This window comes from Actinacidiphila glaucinigra (assembly GCF_035918135.1).
Classification (GTDB): Bacteria; Actinomycetota; Actinomycetes; order Streptomycetales; family Streptomycetaceae; genus Actinacidiphila; species Actinacidiphila glaucinigra.
In genome coordinates, this window is record NZ_CP109144.1 from 251,144 (window position 1) to 267,410 (window position 16,267).

Genomic DNA, 16,267 nt, shown 5'->3' on the forward strand with positions numbered 1-16,267 from the left:
GCCAGGTGCGTTTCAAACGGTCGCGCCACACCGCCGTCCCCTCCGGGGCCGTGGGGGCGCCAGGGCATTTCGATGAACGGCTGTCCTGGCACCGGCGGGTGCTCCGGCCGGTTCAGCCGGTGCGACGGGCATAGCGTCGGATGCCCTGTGGCCGTGGGACAACAGCTGCCCCGCAGGTTGCAACGGTGGGACGGTCCCAGCGCTGGTGACCTGGGAAGACCCACATCCCTGGGATGCCGCTCCGGGACGGAAGACTAATCCGGGCCGGAGGTGGGACGGCTGGCGCCACGGGCGCCGAGCACAGTCACGACCGATTGGCGGCGAGGCCATGCGTGACGAAGAGAGGGATGGCGTGAGGGCGGAACCATCCCGGCCGTAGTTGCGTGCACGTACGCGGGGCAGCTGGTGGCTGGCACGGATCGGGGCCATGCAGGCGCGGAACCGATGGACGGATGTGAGGTCGGACCGCATGGACGTAATCCGCGACGAGGCGGCGGAGTTCGCGTCCCTGCTGACGCGTTTGAAGAGCCGCACGGACCGCAGCTACTCGGCGCTGGCCCGCCACCTGAGCATGAACGCCTCCACCCTGCACCGCTACTGCGCGGGGGAGGTGGTTCCAGCGGACTTCGCCGTGGTCGAGCGGTTCGCCGAACTCTGCGGAGCCTCCTGGCAAGAGCGCGAGGACCTGCACCGCCGGTGGATCCTGGCGGACGCGGAACGGCGGCGACAGCGCTCGTCCGGTGCCCGGCGAGCAGTCAAGTCGCGAGTGAACGGAAGCAATTCCGTGCTGCCCATGGCCGGGAGTCCGGACGGCTCGGCGGACGAGTCCGCCGAGCGGGGCTCGCCGGCCCGTCCTGGTCGGGAACGGGTCTTGTCGGCAGAGCGGCGCTCCCATGACGGGTGCCCCCGGCGGCGGCCCTTGCGAGTGACGGCATTGGCGGTGTCGCTCGTCGTCTCGCTGGCGGGTCTCACCGCATCCGCTGCCGTCCGCGACAGCTCGCATGACCGTGTGTCAGCGGTCTCGGGCCGCGGCACGCCGAGTGCCCCGGCATCGTCGCCGCGGAGCGACGGCAGTCCACATCCGGCCGCAGCCCCTTCCGCGAGTGGCAAGGGGCCGTCGGCCTCCGCGCGCTCCTCGTCGAAACCCTCGGCACCGGCCGCAGGGAGCGGCGAGAGCTCGCGCGAGGACCGGGCGGACACCGGCACGGTCTCCGCCGGGGCGCCGCTCACCTGGACCGCAGACTCCCATGTCTGGCAGCTCGAATGCGACCACGACTACGTCATCGCCAGGCCACCGCGTCAAGTTCCGCCGCCCCCCGCCCCGGCGGACGCCGCAGTGTGGGCGGCGTCCCAGGGGGCGGTGCACGGGCGTACCACCAATCTGCGGATCACGGTGCAGGGCCGGGGCTCGGGCGCCGTGGTCCTGACAGCGCTGCATGTGCGCATGGTCGAGCGCAGTGCTCCCGCCACCCGCGGAAGCATCGCCTATTCCATGTACGAGGGCTGCGGCGCCGTCCTCATTCCCCGGTACTTCTCGGTGAACCTGGACGCGCACCAGCCCCTGGCCCGTTCAGTGCCGGGCAACGATCCGGACAGGCCGACCCCCGCGATCGACCTCCCCTACCGGGTGTCTCTGCGTGAGCCGGAGGTCCTGTTCCTCTCCGCGCGCACGGGGGCCTGCACCTGTGACTGGTACCTCGAGCTCGACTGGTCGTCGCAGGGCCGGACCGGCTCGGTCCGCGTCGACGACCACGGCCGCCCGTTCCGCACCACGACCATCAACGGGCTACCGCACTACTGGTATCGCCACCCCGATGGCTGGGTCCCGATGACGGCCGTTCACGAGGATTTCGAAGCGGGGGGCTGACGGGACCCGGATCTCAGGCGGAGCAGCGCGTAGAGAGGACCCGACCCTGGTGGTGCTGGACACCCAGAGTGTCCACGCGGCCGCCGGGGTCCCCGCCTCGACGACCGGCCGGGACGCCGGGAAACGAGTGCCGGGCCGCAAGCGGGCGCTGGCCGTGGACGTGCTGGGCCTGGTCATCGCCGTCACGATGAATTGATCACGCCGGGCGGAGTTGGCCCCCGCCCGGCATCCCAGACCACAGCCTCCGAGAGGGGAATTCAGGCGCCGATGCGGGGCGGTGTGGCAGTGCCGTGGACCCGCTTGGCGTGGGCCGCATACTGGCGGCGTGCCATGGCCGGGACGAGCAGCCGAACGGGCAGGGGGGCCAGCGCGAGGACGGCCTTGACGACCTCGGGGTCGCCCTCGTACATCGCCATTCCGAAGACGAGCGCCATGACCTTCTTCGGAGTGACCGCCTTGCCGTGCTCGGCGAGCTGGTGCCACTCCTTCGCGGTGAGATGCTTCTCGACCAGCGGCAGGATCTGCTCCTCTTCCAGCGCCATGTGTTCCACGAGAGCGGCCGTCAGTCTCTCGAACGCGTCAGCGAGGGCTTCGCCGCCCTGCCCGGTTGAGCGCCAGCCGCCGAGCAGCCCGGTGACCTCCGTGTGCCCGTCCTCGATGGCCTGGTGCTGCTGCTCCATGGTCGGCACGATGGCCGCCGCCTCCGCGCCCCCGCGTTCCACGAGCTTGGGCCACAGCAGCAGGTCCTCGCCTTCGTGGTGCTGGTGCAGGACGGCGCACACCAGAGCGGCATGGGCGCCGACAACCTCCGCACGCCGGATGTCTCCCGGCGCGACGGACCGGATGAGGCCGGGCAGCAGCCGGAACTCCCGGCGCAGCCCTGCGTGGGCCATGTACATGTCGCGCGTGTCGGCCATAGGTTCATTGACGAGTGGAGCCATGTTCTCTTCCCTTGTATCGCGGCAGCACATCCCGCCACGGGATGCGGCCGGTATTCGTCGACCGGGCACGATGTCGTGCAAGACCGGACCGCCCGGTGGGCTGCGATACCGTCGCCGTCGAAGAAGGCTGCCGAGCGGGGCTTTCCGGCAGTCCAAGCGCTACGAATCAAGGCGCTTGCTTTGCCGGAAACGGAGAACGGGCCGCAGCCGCCAGAAGAGCATGCCAAGAGGACGCATCCCCGTGCATCGGCCAGATGACTTGACCACGCGGCCCAGGTAAGGGATGACGGAGCAATCTCAACCGAACCGGGGGCCGAGGATCCACCTCGAGGGCTTTGTCGTTCTCTCGTTCCGCCCGAGGGGCCGGCGCCCTACGGCCGGTGTCGTCGAGACGGCGGGGTCGCTAGGGGCGGGGGGTCAGGGCGCGGCTGCCGGGTCAGGCCGGACGGAACCGCCGCGACGTGGTCAGGGCCGGTCCAGGTCGGCCAGGGCGTCGCGCAGCGCGGCGCGGGTGGTGATCCCGAGTTTGGGAAAGACCTGGTAGAGGTGGCCGCTCACGGTGCGGTGGGAGAGGTGGAGCTTCTCGGCGATCTGCTTGTTGGTGAGTCCGGAGGCAGCGAGCCGGGCGACCTCGGATTCCTGTGGTGTGAGCCCGGCGGGGTCCGACTTGTGCCGGGTCGCCCACCCGGCTGCCTTGAGGTGGCGTACGGCCCGGTCGGCCCATGGACGCGCGCCGAGCTCTTCGAAGATGTGCAGCGCGGTCACCAACGTCTTTCTGGCGGCTTTGATCTTCCTCGCTTGCCACAACCGTTCGCCGTAGGCGAGGGTCACCCGGGCCCGCTCAAAGGGCCAGTCGTCGATGCCGGGAAGCGACAGCGTCCGCTCGAACAGTGCCGTCGCCTCGTCGGTGTCCGTGGCCGCCAAGGCCGTGGCGCCGCCGACGAGCAGCGCGAGGCGTGGCGAGATGTGTGCGATCCCGGCTTCCTGAACGGCCCGCACATGGGCGGTCGCCGCCGCCCGGCGGTCGGTGCGCAGGGCGGCTTCCACCAGGTCCATCACCACCCAGACCGCGTGCGGGACGTAGCGCGCCAGCGAGCCGGCCGGGCTGATGGCCTCCGCATGCCGGAACGCGCTCTCGAAGTCCCCTTCCGCCAGCGCCGCCAGCACCCGCAGGTGCGCGGCAGTACTCATCATGTGGCCCACGCCCCGGGACGCCGCCTGGGACGTCATCGCGTCGGCCGTCTCCACAACGGAACCGACATCACCGCGTGCCGCCGCGACCAGTGCCTTCTCGTACCGGAAGTACCAAGTGTAGGACGGGTAGTCGACCTGCCCGCTGAGCAGCAGTCCTTCGTCGGCCAGGCGGATCGTCTCGTCCCAACGGCCGGTGTTGAACGCGTCCTGGCACAGGAGCGGAAGAACCCCGAGCTTCTTGACGGCCAGGCCTGCGCCCTGTTCCTGGCCATGGATACGGCGGGCAGCGTCGCGCGCACGGGAAAGCCTGTCCACGTAGACGCCCGCGGTGCCGATGCGGACGATCTTCGTCGGATCGCTCTCATGGGCAAGCCCGGCAAGCAGTTCGTCCAGTTCGCGCAGCGCGGCGACGCCGACCCGTGCGGGATCGCCGAGCGCCGCCGCGGACACCGTGATCACCGCGGGCACGTCGGGAAGGCGTGCCACGATCCTGTGGAAGGCCTGCCACGGTTCCTGCCGGCCGCCGAAGTGGCACAGCAGGATCAGCACGTAGAGGGCTTCGTCGAGCGCGGGATCGTAGGAGCCACGCCGGTGGAGCGTCTTCTCGATGGCGTTGACCATCACTTGGTGGGCCGGGTCGATGTCCCCGGTGCCGTTGAGCATGAGGTGGACCGTGGTGGCCGCCGAGTAGAGGGAGGCGTGGTCGTCGGTGCCGGCTTGCCGGGCGTCTTGGAGGAGGTGGGAGGCGCTGACCAGTTCGCCGGTCGCGTCGGCGCTGATGAAGGCTGCCTGGGCGAGTCGGCGGGCGCGGTCGGGCGCCTCGGGGCTCAGGTGCCCGGCCCGCGTGAGGGCCCGGATCGCGGCGAAGGAGTCACCGCGTGTGCCGGCCATGTGGGCGCTGCGTTCGAGGAGGGCCGCGACCTCCTCGTCGGGCTCCACGGACGCTTCGCCCAGATGCCATGCCCGGCGTTCGAGCTGGTCATGCAGCACGTCGGCGATGGTGCAGTGTGCCGCACGGCGCTCCGCGGTGGTGGAGGCTCCGACGACCGCCGAGCGGATCAACGGGTGCCGGAAACCCAGGCGGTGGCCGCTGTCGTCGATCCGGACCAGGTCGTCCTGTTCAGCGGGGCCCAGGTCAACCAGCGTGGCCTGGACAGAGGGGTGCTGTCCCGCGCGTTGCAGGACGGCCAGGTCACCGGTCCCGTCCAGCGCGGCGATCAGGAGCAGACGGCGCGAGGCGGGCGGCATCCCGGCTACGCGCCCGGCGAAGAGGGCTTCCAGGCGCCGGCCCAAGGGAAGGACCTCGGGGAGGCGCTCCAGCGCGGAACGCTGGGGTCCGGTCAAGGCGGTGGGCAGCTCCAGCAGCGCGAGCGGATTGCCGTGGGCGGCGGTGAGGACCCGGTCCACCACGCTCCACACCAGGCCCGGATGACGGAGGCCGACGAGTCGGCACGCGGAACGGTGGTCCAGGGGCAGGACCTCGTGTGTGGGCAGGCCCGTGCCGTCGAAGAAGCCCCTGCTTCCCCCGCGGGCCGCAGCCAGGAAGGTGATACCGGTGCCGGTGAGGCGGCGGGCCACAAGCCCGAGGACCACGGCACTGGCCCGGTCGACCCAGGGAAGGTCGTCCACGACCAGCAACAACGGCTGCTCCGCGGCCGCACGACGCAGCAACGCCAGTGCGGCGTTGGCGACGACGAGGCTTTGCGGTGTTGCACCTGTACCGAACCCCAGCGCCACCCGCAGTGCCTCACGGTAGAGGTCGTCGAGCGCCTCGATCTCCTCATGGAGAGGGAGAAGCAGCTGGTTGAGCGCGGAGTACGTCATACCCGTCTCGAATTCCGCGCCCGCCGCCCGCAGGACGCGGACACCGGCCGCCGAAGCGCGCCGGGCGACCGCGTCCAGCAGGGCGGTCTTGCCCACCCCGGGCTCGCCCGACAGCAGCAGCGCCCCGAGGGCGCCCGCCGGACGGTCGAAAAGGTCGTCGATCAGCTCCAGGTCCTTTTGACGCCCGACCAGTTCCCCCGGTTCGCAGTCGTGCGAACGGTGATCGCGGCTCACGAACGTCTCCCAATTACTTGGATCACACAGGGCGCACAGCGTCTGTCCGCCCCGGTGGTGCAGTTGTTCCGCCGCTGCCGGGGGAGCGGCAGCGGGTCCAGACCGCGGTGGACGGCTGCCGGGGACGGGCCCCGGACCGGACCGCTGTCCGAGCCGGCCGTAAGGCGCCCACCGTCTTCCTTGAACGCCCACTGCCGGCGTTTCGTTCCAGGCGCGGCAGCTGTGCCGGGCCCCTCACGGCCCCCCGTGGCCTTGGCGGCTGGGGGATCGCCGTCGTGTTCGCAACGCGCCACGACTTCGGGAGTCGTGAAGGAGGAGATCGGCGCCCATCCTGATCGTCTCGCCCGCCTCCTGGCATGATGCGGCCCCGAATCGGTCGGTGTCGGCAGGGCCGCCCAGGCGGGGAGGCGTCGCACGCGTGCGCCGGCCGGCGTGTGGCCACGCTGCGTCCACCGGCCACCTCGGACTCACGTGACATCTCAGCGCCGATCGCGAGAACGCGAGGCCCTGGGAGGGATCTCGAGCCGGTTCGCCGAGACGGGTTCGTCACGTATCTCTGGGTCGGCCGCCCAGGTGGTCCGACGGAGACCCGGCGGGCGTGTGCTGGGGGGGCACCGTTCCTGAGCGGCGGCACGATCACGGAAGGATCCGAGGGGAAACAGCCGTGAACGGCCCTGCCCTCTCCATCCTCTCCTGACCGCCGCCGGACTCCTCCCGTGCTCCTCCGGTCGCGACCACCGTGCGGCGGGCCTTGGACAGGGAGGCCCGCCGCACCCAGCCCGTCAGCCCATCGCCCCGTGGTCCATCGCCCCGTGGTCCATCGGCGGCACGGCGCCACCGCCGGCGGCGGGCTTGCCCGGGGTGTTCATCATCTTCAGCATCATGTTCTGCAGGGTGAGCACCTCCGGCGGCATGACGACGAAGGGACGCATCATGCCCTCGTCCTCGTGGTCGAGGATGTGGCAGTGATACATGAACCGGCCGGTCTCGCGTCCGAACTGGCCGGCGACGGTCACCATGGAGTTCGCCGGCATGTTGACGGTGTCCTTCCATCCTGACTCACTGACGGCGATCGGCATCGCGTCCTTGATGGTGATCGGCCTGGTGGTGCCGCCCAGCGCGGTGTCGAAGGCTGTGCCGTCGACCATGCGGCGCTCGAGGAGCTGGAAGTTCATCAGGTGGATGTGCATCGGGTGCTGGATCTGCTGCTGCACCGGGCCCACGCTGATGAACGTCCACTTCTCCCAGCTCCCCGCCGCGGCGAAGAAGTTGGTGGCGTCCTCGAAGTGCTTGCCCACGACGCGGAAGGTACGGGTTCCGCCGGGCAGGGCGAGCTGCACGACGCCCTTGCCGGTGCCCATGCCCGCCGGAGCCTCCTGCAGCTCCATGATCGTCGGCATGCCCAGCGTGTCGAAGGAGAGCATGACGAAGCGCTCGACCGCGTCCTGCGGGATGTCGGACGGGGTCAGGTGCTTGAACCGCGGGTCCAGCTTCTTCGGCGCGACGTAGGACTGCTTCCGCCCCCTGCCCACGCGGAACTGCATGACCTGCGGGTACGGCACGCCGGCCGCGGGCACGGGCGTGCCCGCTGGGGCGGGGGGCGCACCGGGGGCGCCGGGCGCGACGTTGACGAGCCTGAGCCGCCGGCCGCGGAAAGCCGCGAAGTCGATCACGATGTCAACGCGCTCGGCAGGAGTGAGGGTCATGCTCCCCTCGACGCCCTGAGGCTTGTCGAGCAGGCCCATGTCGGTGCCGATGACCTTGATCGCGCCCTTGACAGGCTGCCCGGTCTCCTCGTCCACCAGAGCGAGGATGTAAACCCGGGCGTTGGAGGCGTTCACCACGCGGAAGCGGTAGGCGGTGGCCTCCACGTCGAGGTAGGGCCACACCCGGCCGTTGACCATGGTGTAGGGGCCCTGGAACTGCACGGCGGCCGCCATCACCCCGGGGATGGACGGGCCGACCTGGATCCGCTTCGCGAGGAGCTGCCCGTTGATCCGCCCCTTGCCGTCGGTGTCGAAGTTGACATCGGCGATGGTCAGCGGGATCTCGTACCGGCCGCGCGGCAGATCGAGGCGGTCCTCGTTCTCGTCACGGATGATGTAGTTGCCGAGCAGGCCCGCCATCACGTTGAGCGCGGTCACCGGCATGGCGTGATCATGGTAGAAGAGGTGCGCCGCGGCCGTGTCATTGGTGTACTCGGCGAGCTGCGCGCTGCCGCGGGTCACGCCCGAGTCCGGGGCGCCGTCGGAGATCGCGTGCTGCCGGCCGCCGTGCAGGTGGACCGAGGTCCAAGCGGTCAGCGCGGCCACCTCGGGCCGCTCCTTCGCGCCCCGCGAGCCGGGGGTGTTCAGGGACAGGAAGCCCGGCGGCGGCCCCTCGGGCTCCACGAAGACGCCCTTGACGGGGCTGGTGCCGGTGAGCTCGTTCCGCCAGGCCAGCCGGAACCGCTGACCACGCCGGGCCTCGATGGTCGGGCCGGGAAAGTAACCCTCGTACGTCCACATGCGGGTCGCGGGGAGCTGCGAGTGCAGACGTATCTTCTTCTCGACCAGGCGCACCTCAGTGGTGTCCCGGCTCGAGGGCTTCAGAGTGGGCGGGATCGGCAGCTCGTCCTCGAACGGCGTCAGCTCGGTCACCCGCGGCAAGGAGGGGCCCTCGAGGTCCAGGGCCTTGCCACCGCTCAGCCGCGCCGACGTGTCCACCGCAGCCTTGGCCTCGGCGCCCCCACCGGCCAGCAGATTCATCCCCCCGTAGCCGGCCACGCCGGCCACGGCGCCTCCCGCGATCCCGAAGAAGGTCCGCCTCTTATGCGCTGCCACGTGCTGTCCACTCCTTGATGTTCGTTTCTCCGACGGCTTGTACGCCCGCCCGTGTCCGGATCCACCGGTGAGCGAGCCCGTCGTCATGCAGGGCACCCGGAACGGGTCACCACATCGCCGGCTTCCGCCGAGATACAGGCACTGGCCACAGAGGCTGCGCCGCTACTTCCCGCGGTGCGCCCGCCGATCCCACGCGGTCGGCCTGGGACCGCACTGAACGCATGCACGCCATGGAATCCGGACGGCAGACACGGCATGCCGGCAGGCTTTCCGGCGGTCTGATTCACGCCGGTCCGCGCACACCCCACCACGATCCGTCATGGCGGGTTCCCACAGCTCATGGGCGGGCATGCAAGACCTCTCACCTTCCGAATCGCCATGAGCCTGTCGTCATGTGCGGATACGGCATATCCGAACCAGATCCCGTTCGAAGCCCAGTCCGGTGATGGCCGCGAAGGTGAGCGTACGCATCGACGCGTGGCCGAGCATGAGTGTGATGACTTGTTTTCCCGTGGGGCAGCCCCCGTCATCCTTCTTCGGTGCATCGGCTGCCGTCGCCCCGTCAACCCGCCGAAACGGTGGAATGGGCATGACCAGCCGAAGGGCGCCGTGCGGTTTCCGGCGTCGTGGTGCGGACACGTGGCGTCGGCTCACGGGGACTCTGCCCCGGCGGCGGCCGGGCGCCCGTTCCCACGGCGCCGGTCCCGCGCTCAGGGTCGGCTCGTCGACGGCGCCCACGATCAGCACCAGGTCAGCCATGACCGGCTGGGGGTCTTCTCACTGGTGGGCGTGGACGGTTTTGAACGCCGACATCCGCCTTGTAGGCCTGGTGGTCATGACATCGGGGGTGCGCAGGTCATACCGGCATTGGGGAGTCCCCAGCTCTCAGCAAGTCATCGCGACCGCGACGTACAACTGCGTACGTCCGCATCAGGCGGTCGATATGCAGAGCCCGGCTGACCGGTTCAGGCCTGTGCCGCGGAAGGAGCGGGAGGTGCTGGGCCTGAAGGTGCCGGGGTGGTGTCGGCCGTCCCGCAGCAGCGGACGGCTGCGGTGGTGCCTTGCGCCTTGGAGCGGGCTGAGGTGATGCCCGCCGCGGTGATGTCAGAGGCGTCCGTGCTGCCGGGCCACGCCGCGTCGGTCGGCTCCTCCTCCGGCGCCGAAGGTGAGCCCGGGCGCACCGTGCCCTGGCGGGCCGACTACCGCCGGCTCAACCACCGATACGACCGCGATCCCCTCGATGACTGGCCTTCCTCGGTCTCGCCACCGCCCTTTGCTGCTGCAAACAGCGCGTCTGGCGCACCAGTACGAGAACGTCAACCGGCTCTGCTACGTCCGTGGCCCCGAGGGCATCGCCGTCGGACGCGGTGAGCAGCTCAGCTGAGGGCCGCCGGGATTCGCCGAGCACCCAGGGCGAGCGGGGCCGGCCCTGCCACGGCCGACTGACGGCTGCTACGCATCTTGGCATGGCCAGCGGTACTTGTGAATCAAGCTTGACGGGCTCGCACGGCCTGTCCTACCTCGAAGGTCGGCGCACATATCAGCAGAGTCACCGGCACGGACCGGCACGCGCACCGCATCTCCGCCCGCTTCCGTACCAGCTCTTCCGGAACGATCGGACTGCTTGATCCGGCTACCGACCTACATGCCGACGGACTTGGCGCCCGGGTGTGGTTCCCGGTGGTTTCCCGGCGCACGATCGCGGTCAGGTGACCATATACACTTCGGATGTGATCATGCCAGGCATCTCGGGCGTCGACTCGCCGTCCAACTCCAGTTCACCTCGCATGCACATCCAGGTTGCACTGGCGCACGCGCAGCGCGACGAGTTGCTGAGACAGCAGTGGCGGAGACTGAACGACGCTCGTCCTTGGCACGTGCACTCGTTGCGAGTTCCGGGGCAGTACACGACAGGCCATTACCGGTGCTGGGTGGACTCCTCCGAGATCGGGGACATTGCCGTGAGCGAACAATACGGCGACGCGGTGGAAGGCGTCATAGGCATGAAGCGGGCCACGGAGCGACGCACGGTGGTTCACATCATGCACAGTGGCGGGCTGAGCCTCACCGAAGCAGGTCGTACCGTTCAGGTCCCACCGGGCACGATGTGCGTACGGGATGCACAGGTGCCGCGGGAGTTCTCCTACCGCCCCGGCACACGGGCGCGGGTACTGCTCCTGCCCTCCGAAACACTGACCGGCACCGGACTCGACCAGCTGCCGACGCTCACGGTCATCTCCCAGAAAGCTCCTGAGGCGCGGCTGCTGCTGGGACAGCTTCACCTGATCCGCAGGATGCGGGGTGAATTGAGTCCGGCAGGCGTCCACGCCGCTCAGCAATCCGTCGTGCAGTTGCTGACAGGCGCGCTCATGTCCCGGGGGGTGTCCGCCGACCCTGCCTTCCGCCCTTCGCTGCGCACGGCTGCCCGCAACTGCGTGGAAGCCCGGCTCCTGGACCCTCACCTGTCTCCGGCCGAGGTGGCAAGGACCCTGTCGGTCTCGGTCCGCACATTGCACCGAGCTTTCGCCGAAGTCGATGAGTCCCTGATGGCATACGTCCGGCGGCGCCGTTTGGAGCGAGCGCGCGAAGAACTCGTCGCACTGGGCGGGAGGTACACCGTATCCGCCGTAGCGGCTCGATGGCACTTCGCCGATGTGAGCCACTTCAGCCGGGCCTTCAAGCGGCAGTTCGGCGAGACACCGAGCTCGCTCGTTCACTGATGCCGCGAAGGAGCGGGAGCTTCCCGCTCCGGGCCGCGAGCGGACGATTCCCGGTCCACAACCGGGCTTTCGTCCACGGGCGGACCTCACTTCGCCGGCCGTCGCTGCTCGCCTCGATGCAGGATCGACGGCTCTCAGCGGCGCGCCGCCGCGTCCTGCCGAATGGGCTTTCGGCAGGACGCGGCTCGGCGTGCCTTCCACGGCACGCCGGGGCGGTGGGCGGGCTCTAGTAGACTGTCGCAGCTAATGTGTGGGGTATAGGTGGCGGAGTTTGGTGCGTGCGTCGTGGGTGGTGAACTGCCAGTTCACCTGACGTTGGTCGGTGTTGGTGGTGTTCTGCCAGGCTGAGAGTTCGGTGTTGAGGGTGTCGAGGTCCGCGATGCGGTGGTCGAGGCATTGCCGGGTCAGTGCGGAGAGTTCGATCTCTGCGATGTTGAGCCATGACCCGTGTTTGGGGGTGTGGTGGATCTCGAGGCGCTGGGCCAGGGCGAAGGCCTCGGCTGGTTCGAATGCTTCGTACAGTGAGGCGATGCCGTGGGTGTTGAGGTTGTCCATGACCAGGACCACGGTCTCGGCGTCGGGGTAGTCCTCGGTCAGTAATCGCTTGACCTGGCCGGCCCAGTCGATCCGGGTGCGACGAGGCTGGGCGTCTACTCGGCGCCACCCGCGCAGGGGTTCAACCCACACAAAGATCGAGCACGTGCCGCAGCGGATGTACTCGCTGTCCTGGCGGGCGTCGCGGCCGGGGCGGGCCGGGAGCGGGTCGCGGGCATGGGCGAGGAGTTGGTAGGGCTTCTCGTCCATGCACACCACTGGGCGGGCCGAGTCATAAGGTCGGGCATAGACGGCCAGCACGTCTTCCATCCGGGCCGCGAACTGCGGGTTTGCTCGTGGTGGGATGGTCCAGCACTTCCTCAGATGAGGACGCAGCCTCGTTTTTTAAGATCCGCCCGATGGTTGAGTGGTCCAGATCGGGGATGCCCTCGACCAGGGCGACGTGCTTCTCCAGCAGCCGCAGCGACCACCGGGCACGGCCTGCAGGAGGCTGGGAGCACGCCAGGGCGATCAGCCGGGCCTCGACTTCACCAGTCACCGGCGAGGGCACCGGCGGGAGATCCCGCGGTTTCCGCTGGATCGTCGCCTCGACGTCACCACCGCTCTCGGCGAACCGCTTGGCCACCAGCCGCAGCGTCTCGCCCGAGACCCCGACCCGGGCAGCGATCGCATCCTGGGAGTCGATCTCACCAGCAGAGGTGTCCAGCGCGAGCAGCACCCGCGCCCGCCTGATCACCGAGGCCGGATGGACCCCCGTCGTGGTCACCCGAACCAGCACTTCACGATCGCCCGCGGTCAGCACCACCGGCCTCTTCTTCTGCGAACCCATCACACCAACTCCCGCTCGACAGAAGGGAAGGAACATCTGCCGGACACCACCATCCCAACCAAATAACCCAGGATTAAGCAACGACACGCTACTAGTGAGCCGACACCGGGGTGGTGACGTTGCTGAAGTTGTTGGCTCCGGCGGCGTTGGCCGCCGTGACCGGGCCGTGCGTCCAAATGCCGAAGACGTTGCTGGAGATCGTATTTCCGGTAATCTGGATGGACATCGGCTCCACGGTGCTCACAAGCAGGCCCGTGGACTGCAGATCGTGCGTGGTGCCCGTGTAGGAGTCCCCCACGACGTTGTTGGTGCCGATCTGGTTGTTGCTGACGACGTTGCCGCCCAGGTCCAGGCCTGACGCGCCACCGTGCACAGCCACAGCCGCCCAGCCGTTGCCGGTCACGACGTTGCTCTGCACGGTGTTGCCGTAGACCGCGCCGCCGGCCACGGCCGACGCGAGGGTGATCCCGCCGCCGCCGGCCTCAAGTCCGTTGTCGAACACGTTGTTGCTGGTGACGCTGTTGCCGAAGACACCACCGGCACTGGGGGCGCGCACGCCTCCAGGAGCCGCCGCCCCGTTGCGGGAGACCAGGGTGAAGCCGGAGCCCAGTGCGTTGCCGTGTACGGAGTTCCCGCTGAAGGTGCTGCCCGAGGCGGGGCCTGTCTCGTCGCTGATGACGATCCCGGAGCTGTTGCCGCTGACGGTGCTGGCCAGCACGGTGGCGTTGGAACTGCCGAGCAAGTGGATGCCTCCGCCGCAGTCACCGGGCTTGTCCTGCGTCGGCCGGCACGGAGCGTAGGAGTTGGCGACGGCGTTCGGGCCCGTACCGGTGTTGTTGCCCGTGACGATGGTGTTCGCGATGGTCGCGTTCTTTACGCTGTTGACCAGGATGCCCTCGCCGACGGCGTTCTTCACCGTGAACCCGGTCACCGTGACGTCGGGCGCGTTGATCTCGATGCCGTTGATGAGGTCGGTAGCGTCGATGGTGACGTTCGAACGGGCTTCGAGAGCCAGCGGCTTGGACACCGTGATGTCCTCGTGGAACGTGCCGTTGCAGACGACGACTCGACCACCGCCGGCCACTGCCTTGACAGCCGCGTTGATCGAGCTGAAGGCGGGAGCGCTGCAACTGGTGTCGGCCGCGGAGGGAACGGCGGTCGGCGAGACGTAGACGGTCTGCGGAAGGGTCTGCGGAAGGGAGAACGCGTAGAGCTTGTTGTTGTCACCCTTGGTCGGGAAGAACGGGCCCAGGTTCTGGGTGTGGTACCCGGAGCCCCAGTACACCGAGCCGTCCACGATCGACGCGCCGCCGAGGACCGCGCCCCCGCTGGGGAAGACCCACTTGACGGCGCCGGTCGCGGCGTCCAGGGCGTACATGTTGTTGCCGGTGGGGTTCGTGGATCCGCCGTAGACGATGCCGTTCGCGCTGGACACGAAGGACATGGGGGACGCCGAGCCGGGCGTCGCGGTCTCCCACAGGATGTTCCCGGTGGCCGGGTCGAGTGCCGCCCAGAATCCGCCCGTGGTGGTCGACTTCTGCCCGGTCGCGGATGTGAGCGTCACGGGCAGGTGGTTGGTGTTGGTGTTGGCGACGTAGATGCGCTTGCCGTCGGCCGCCGAGCCCCACTGCAGGCCACCGAGGTTGCCGCCGGGGCCGACCGCCGTGGCCCAGACAATCTTTCCGGTGGCCGGGTCGAGCGTCCAGTAGACGCCGCTCTTCTGGCCGATACCGAGCAGGTCGGTGGTCTTGCCGTCGACGGTGGTGGTGAAGAGGTTGGGACCAGCGCCGAAGTCGAAGTCGTCACCGAACCGCTGGCCGACGGTCCAGGTGTCGGCGGTCAGGGTCTTGGTGCCCCAGACGATCTCGCCGGTGTGCATGTCGAAGGCGACGATGGAGTCCTGGTAGTTGTCGGCCGCCCCGGGATCGCAGTCGGTCTCGTCGGGCGAGGTGCATACGCCGGGCGGCACGGTGTAGTTGTTCCCCGTTCCGACGTACACCAGCCCCGTCTTCTCGTCGACCACCGGGTTGCTGCCCCACACAGCGCCGCCGGTGTAGCCCTCGGGAACGACGTAGGTCTTCCACAGCTTCTTGCCGGTGACGGCGTCAAGGGCGACAACGCTGCCGCGGAACGTGTACGGCGGGGCGAACTTCTCGGCCTTGGACGACACGCCGACGTACACGACACCGTCGGCGATGACGGGCGACGACGTCACGATGGCGGCCGGGTCGGCGTCGATCTGGGTCTTCCAGAGCCTGGTGCCGGTCAGGGCGTCGATCCCGAAGAGGAACGCGCCGTCCGTGCTGTCGCTGCGCTGCTCGCCCGACCCGGTGACGATCTCGCCGTTCCAGTACGCGGGGCTGAGCCGCGAGATGTCGCCGGCGATCCCGGTGTACTCGCTGATCTGGTGGCTCCAAATCTTCTGACCGGTCGTCGCCTGCACCTTGTACAGGTTGCCTGCCCAGTCCGGCGCGTACACGTAGCCGTCCACCACGGTCGGCGTGGCCGAAACGCTGTCTCCCGTGGTGAAGGTCCACTTCGTCTTCAGGTTGGCCACGTTGTCCGTGCCGATGGTGCGCTCGGCGGCCGCGTTGTGCGTGTCGCCGAGGTCGCCACCCGCGTACGGCCAGTCGGACGCGGATGCCGTCGACGCGACCCGGGCCGCGACGGTCGCGGACGGTGCGGCCGTCGCCGCCACGGCGTTGGCGGGCAGGGACGCCATGAGTCCGGCCATGGCCAGCCCAACCACGCCGGCACGCACCCGCCTTCGCCTTGCGCGGGCGGGTATGCGGGGTATGGACATGAAGGAGCACCTCCCGATGCTTGCTGATCTTGCGATCGAGAGCATAGGGACGCCCTGCCAGGGCGGCGGGCCGCCTTTGGCGTGCGACGTGCAGCCTCGGCGGATGGGAACTGAGATCAGCGCGGCTCCGTTTTTGGGGGCTCTTGATAATGGTTCGCAGGCGTGGGACGAGGGTTCCTGCACAGCTTCCATGAAGCTTGGGATGTCCCGGAGCTGTGGCCCGGGGCCTCACGAGGATTGCCCCGAACGGAAAACGCGGAAACAAGTCCAGCGAGGTCATTTCCGAGGACCGCCTGATCATTTTCTGAGTCCGGGGAAACTCCGCCGCCGGGTAGAAGCATCCCGACCAGCACGATCGCCCCCGACTGGGAACTGTCCGGCGTGCGAGTGGCGCCACCCCAAGGGTCCGAACGATGCCGCCGACGAGGTCTTTCACTCATCGGCACCCCCAAGAGGGTGTTGCGGATTATCTGCCCGA

At 69.1% G+C, this 16,267-nt stretch carries 8 protein-coding genes and 1 pseudogene; 3 read left to right on the forward strand and 6 right to left on the reverse strand.

The genetic code is table 11. The features are described from left to right. Window positions 1–469: 469 nt before the first annotated feature. Together OIE69_RS01215 and OIE69_RS44685 are read left to right on the forward strand one after the other, a co-directional pair. The gene (locus OIE69_RS01215) at window positions 470–1,867 is read left to right on the forward strand and encodes a helix-turn-helix domain-containing protein (RefSeq protein WP_326570055.1); all 1,398 of its coding nucleotides are present in this window, start codon (window positions 470–472) and stop codon (window positions 1,865–1,867) included. A 28-nt stretch (window positions 1,868–1,895) separates the two neighbouring features. Continuing rightward, window positions 1,896–2,057, forward strand: a pseudogene (locus OIE69_RS44685) (IS5/IS1182 family transposase); the annotation flags it as partial. A gap of 67 nt (window positions 2,058–2,124) precedes the next feature. Here OIE69_RS44685 and OIE69_RS01225 read toward each other — a convergent pair. The 3 genes from OIE69_RS01225 to OIE69_RS01235 form a co-directional block, all read right to left on the reverse strand. Next, window positions 2,125–2,784, reverse strand: a complete 660-nt coding sequence (locus OIE69_RS01225; protein ID WP_326570056.1) for a hemerythrin domain-containing protein — start codon at window positions 2,782–2,784, stop codon at window positions 2,125–2,127. A 489-nt stretch (window positions 2,785–3,273) separates the two neighbouring features. After that, on the reverse strand, window positions 3,274–6,060 hold the full coding sequence (locus OIE69_RS01230; protein ID WP_326570057.1) for a helix-turn-helix transcriptional regulator: 2,787 nt from the start codon (window positions 6,058–6,060) through the stop codon (window positions 3,274–3,276). 782 nt (window positions 6,061–6,842) lie between these two features. After that, on the reverse strand, window positions 6,843–8,882 hold the full coding sequence (locus OIE69_RS01235) for a multicopper oxidase family protein (RefSeq protein WP_326570058.1): 2,040 nt from the start codon (window positions 8,880–8,882) through the stop codon (window positions 6,843–6,845). A gap of 1,709 nt (window positions 8,883–10,591) precedes the next feature. Between OIE69_RS01235 and OIE69_RS01240 the strand changes: the two genes are divergently transcribed. Continuing rightward, on the forward strand, window positions 10,592–11,602 hold the full coding sequence (locus tag OIE69_RS01240) for a helix-turn-helix domain-containing protein (RefSeq protein ID WP_326570059.1): 1,011 nt from the start codon (window positions 10,592–10,594) through the stop codon (window positions 11,600–11,602). 243 nt (window positions 11,603–11,845) lie between these two features. On the opposite strand, the gene OIE69_RS01245 is transcribed toward OIE69_RS01240, so the two are convergent. The 3 genes from OIE69_RS01245 to OIE69_RS01255 form a co-directional block, all read right to left on the reverse strand. Beyond that, window positions 11,846–12,532, reverse strand: coding sequence for an IS630 family transposase (locus OIE69_RS01245; RefSeq protein ID WP_326580898.1), 687 nt, complete (start codon window positions 12,530–12,532; stop codon window positions 11,846–11,848). Beyond that, entirely contained in the window at window positions 12,429–12,986 is a 558-nt protein-coding gene (locus OIE69_RS01250; RefSeq protein WP_326570060.1) for a helix-turn-helix domain-containing protein, read from the reverse strand. Before OIE69_RS01250 ends, OIE69_RS01245 begins: the two co-directional genes overlap by 104 nt. A gap of 91 nt (window positions 12,987–13,077) precedes the next feature. Then, complete coding sequence (locus tag OIE69_RS01255) at window positions 13,078–15,720, reverse strand: outer membrane protein assembly factor BamB family protein (RefSeq protein WP_326570061.1); 2,643 nt, start codon at window positions 15,718–15,720, stop codon at window positions 13,078–13,080. Between the last annotated feature and the right edge of the window lie 547 nt (window positions 15,721–16,267).

Excerpts from the sequence above, each read along its gene's own strand:
- OIE69_RS01215 (WP_326570055.1), top strand. The coding sequence starts at position 470 with ATGGACGTAATCCGCGACGAGGCGGCGGAGTTCGCGTCCCTGCTGACG.
- OIE69_RS01255 (WP_326570061.1), bottom strand. The coding sequence starts at position 15,720 with ATGGCCGGACTCATGGCGTCCCTGCCCGCCAACGCCGTGGCGGCGACG.
- OIE69_RS01250 (WP_326570060.1), bottom strand. The coding sequence starts at position 12,986 with ATGGGTTCGCAGAAGAAGAGGCCGGTGGTGCTGACCGCGGGCGATCGT.
- OIE69_RS01225 (WP_326570056.1), bottom strand. The coding sequence starts at position 2,784 with ATGGCCGACACGCGCGACATGTACATGGCCCACGCAGGGCTGCGCCGG.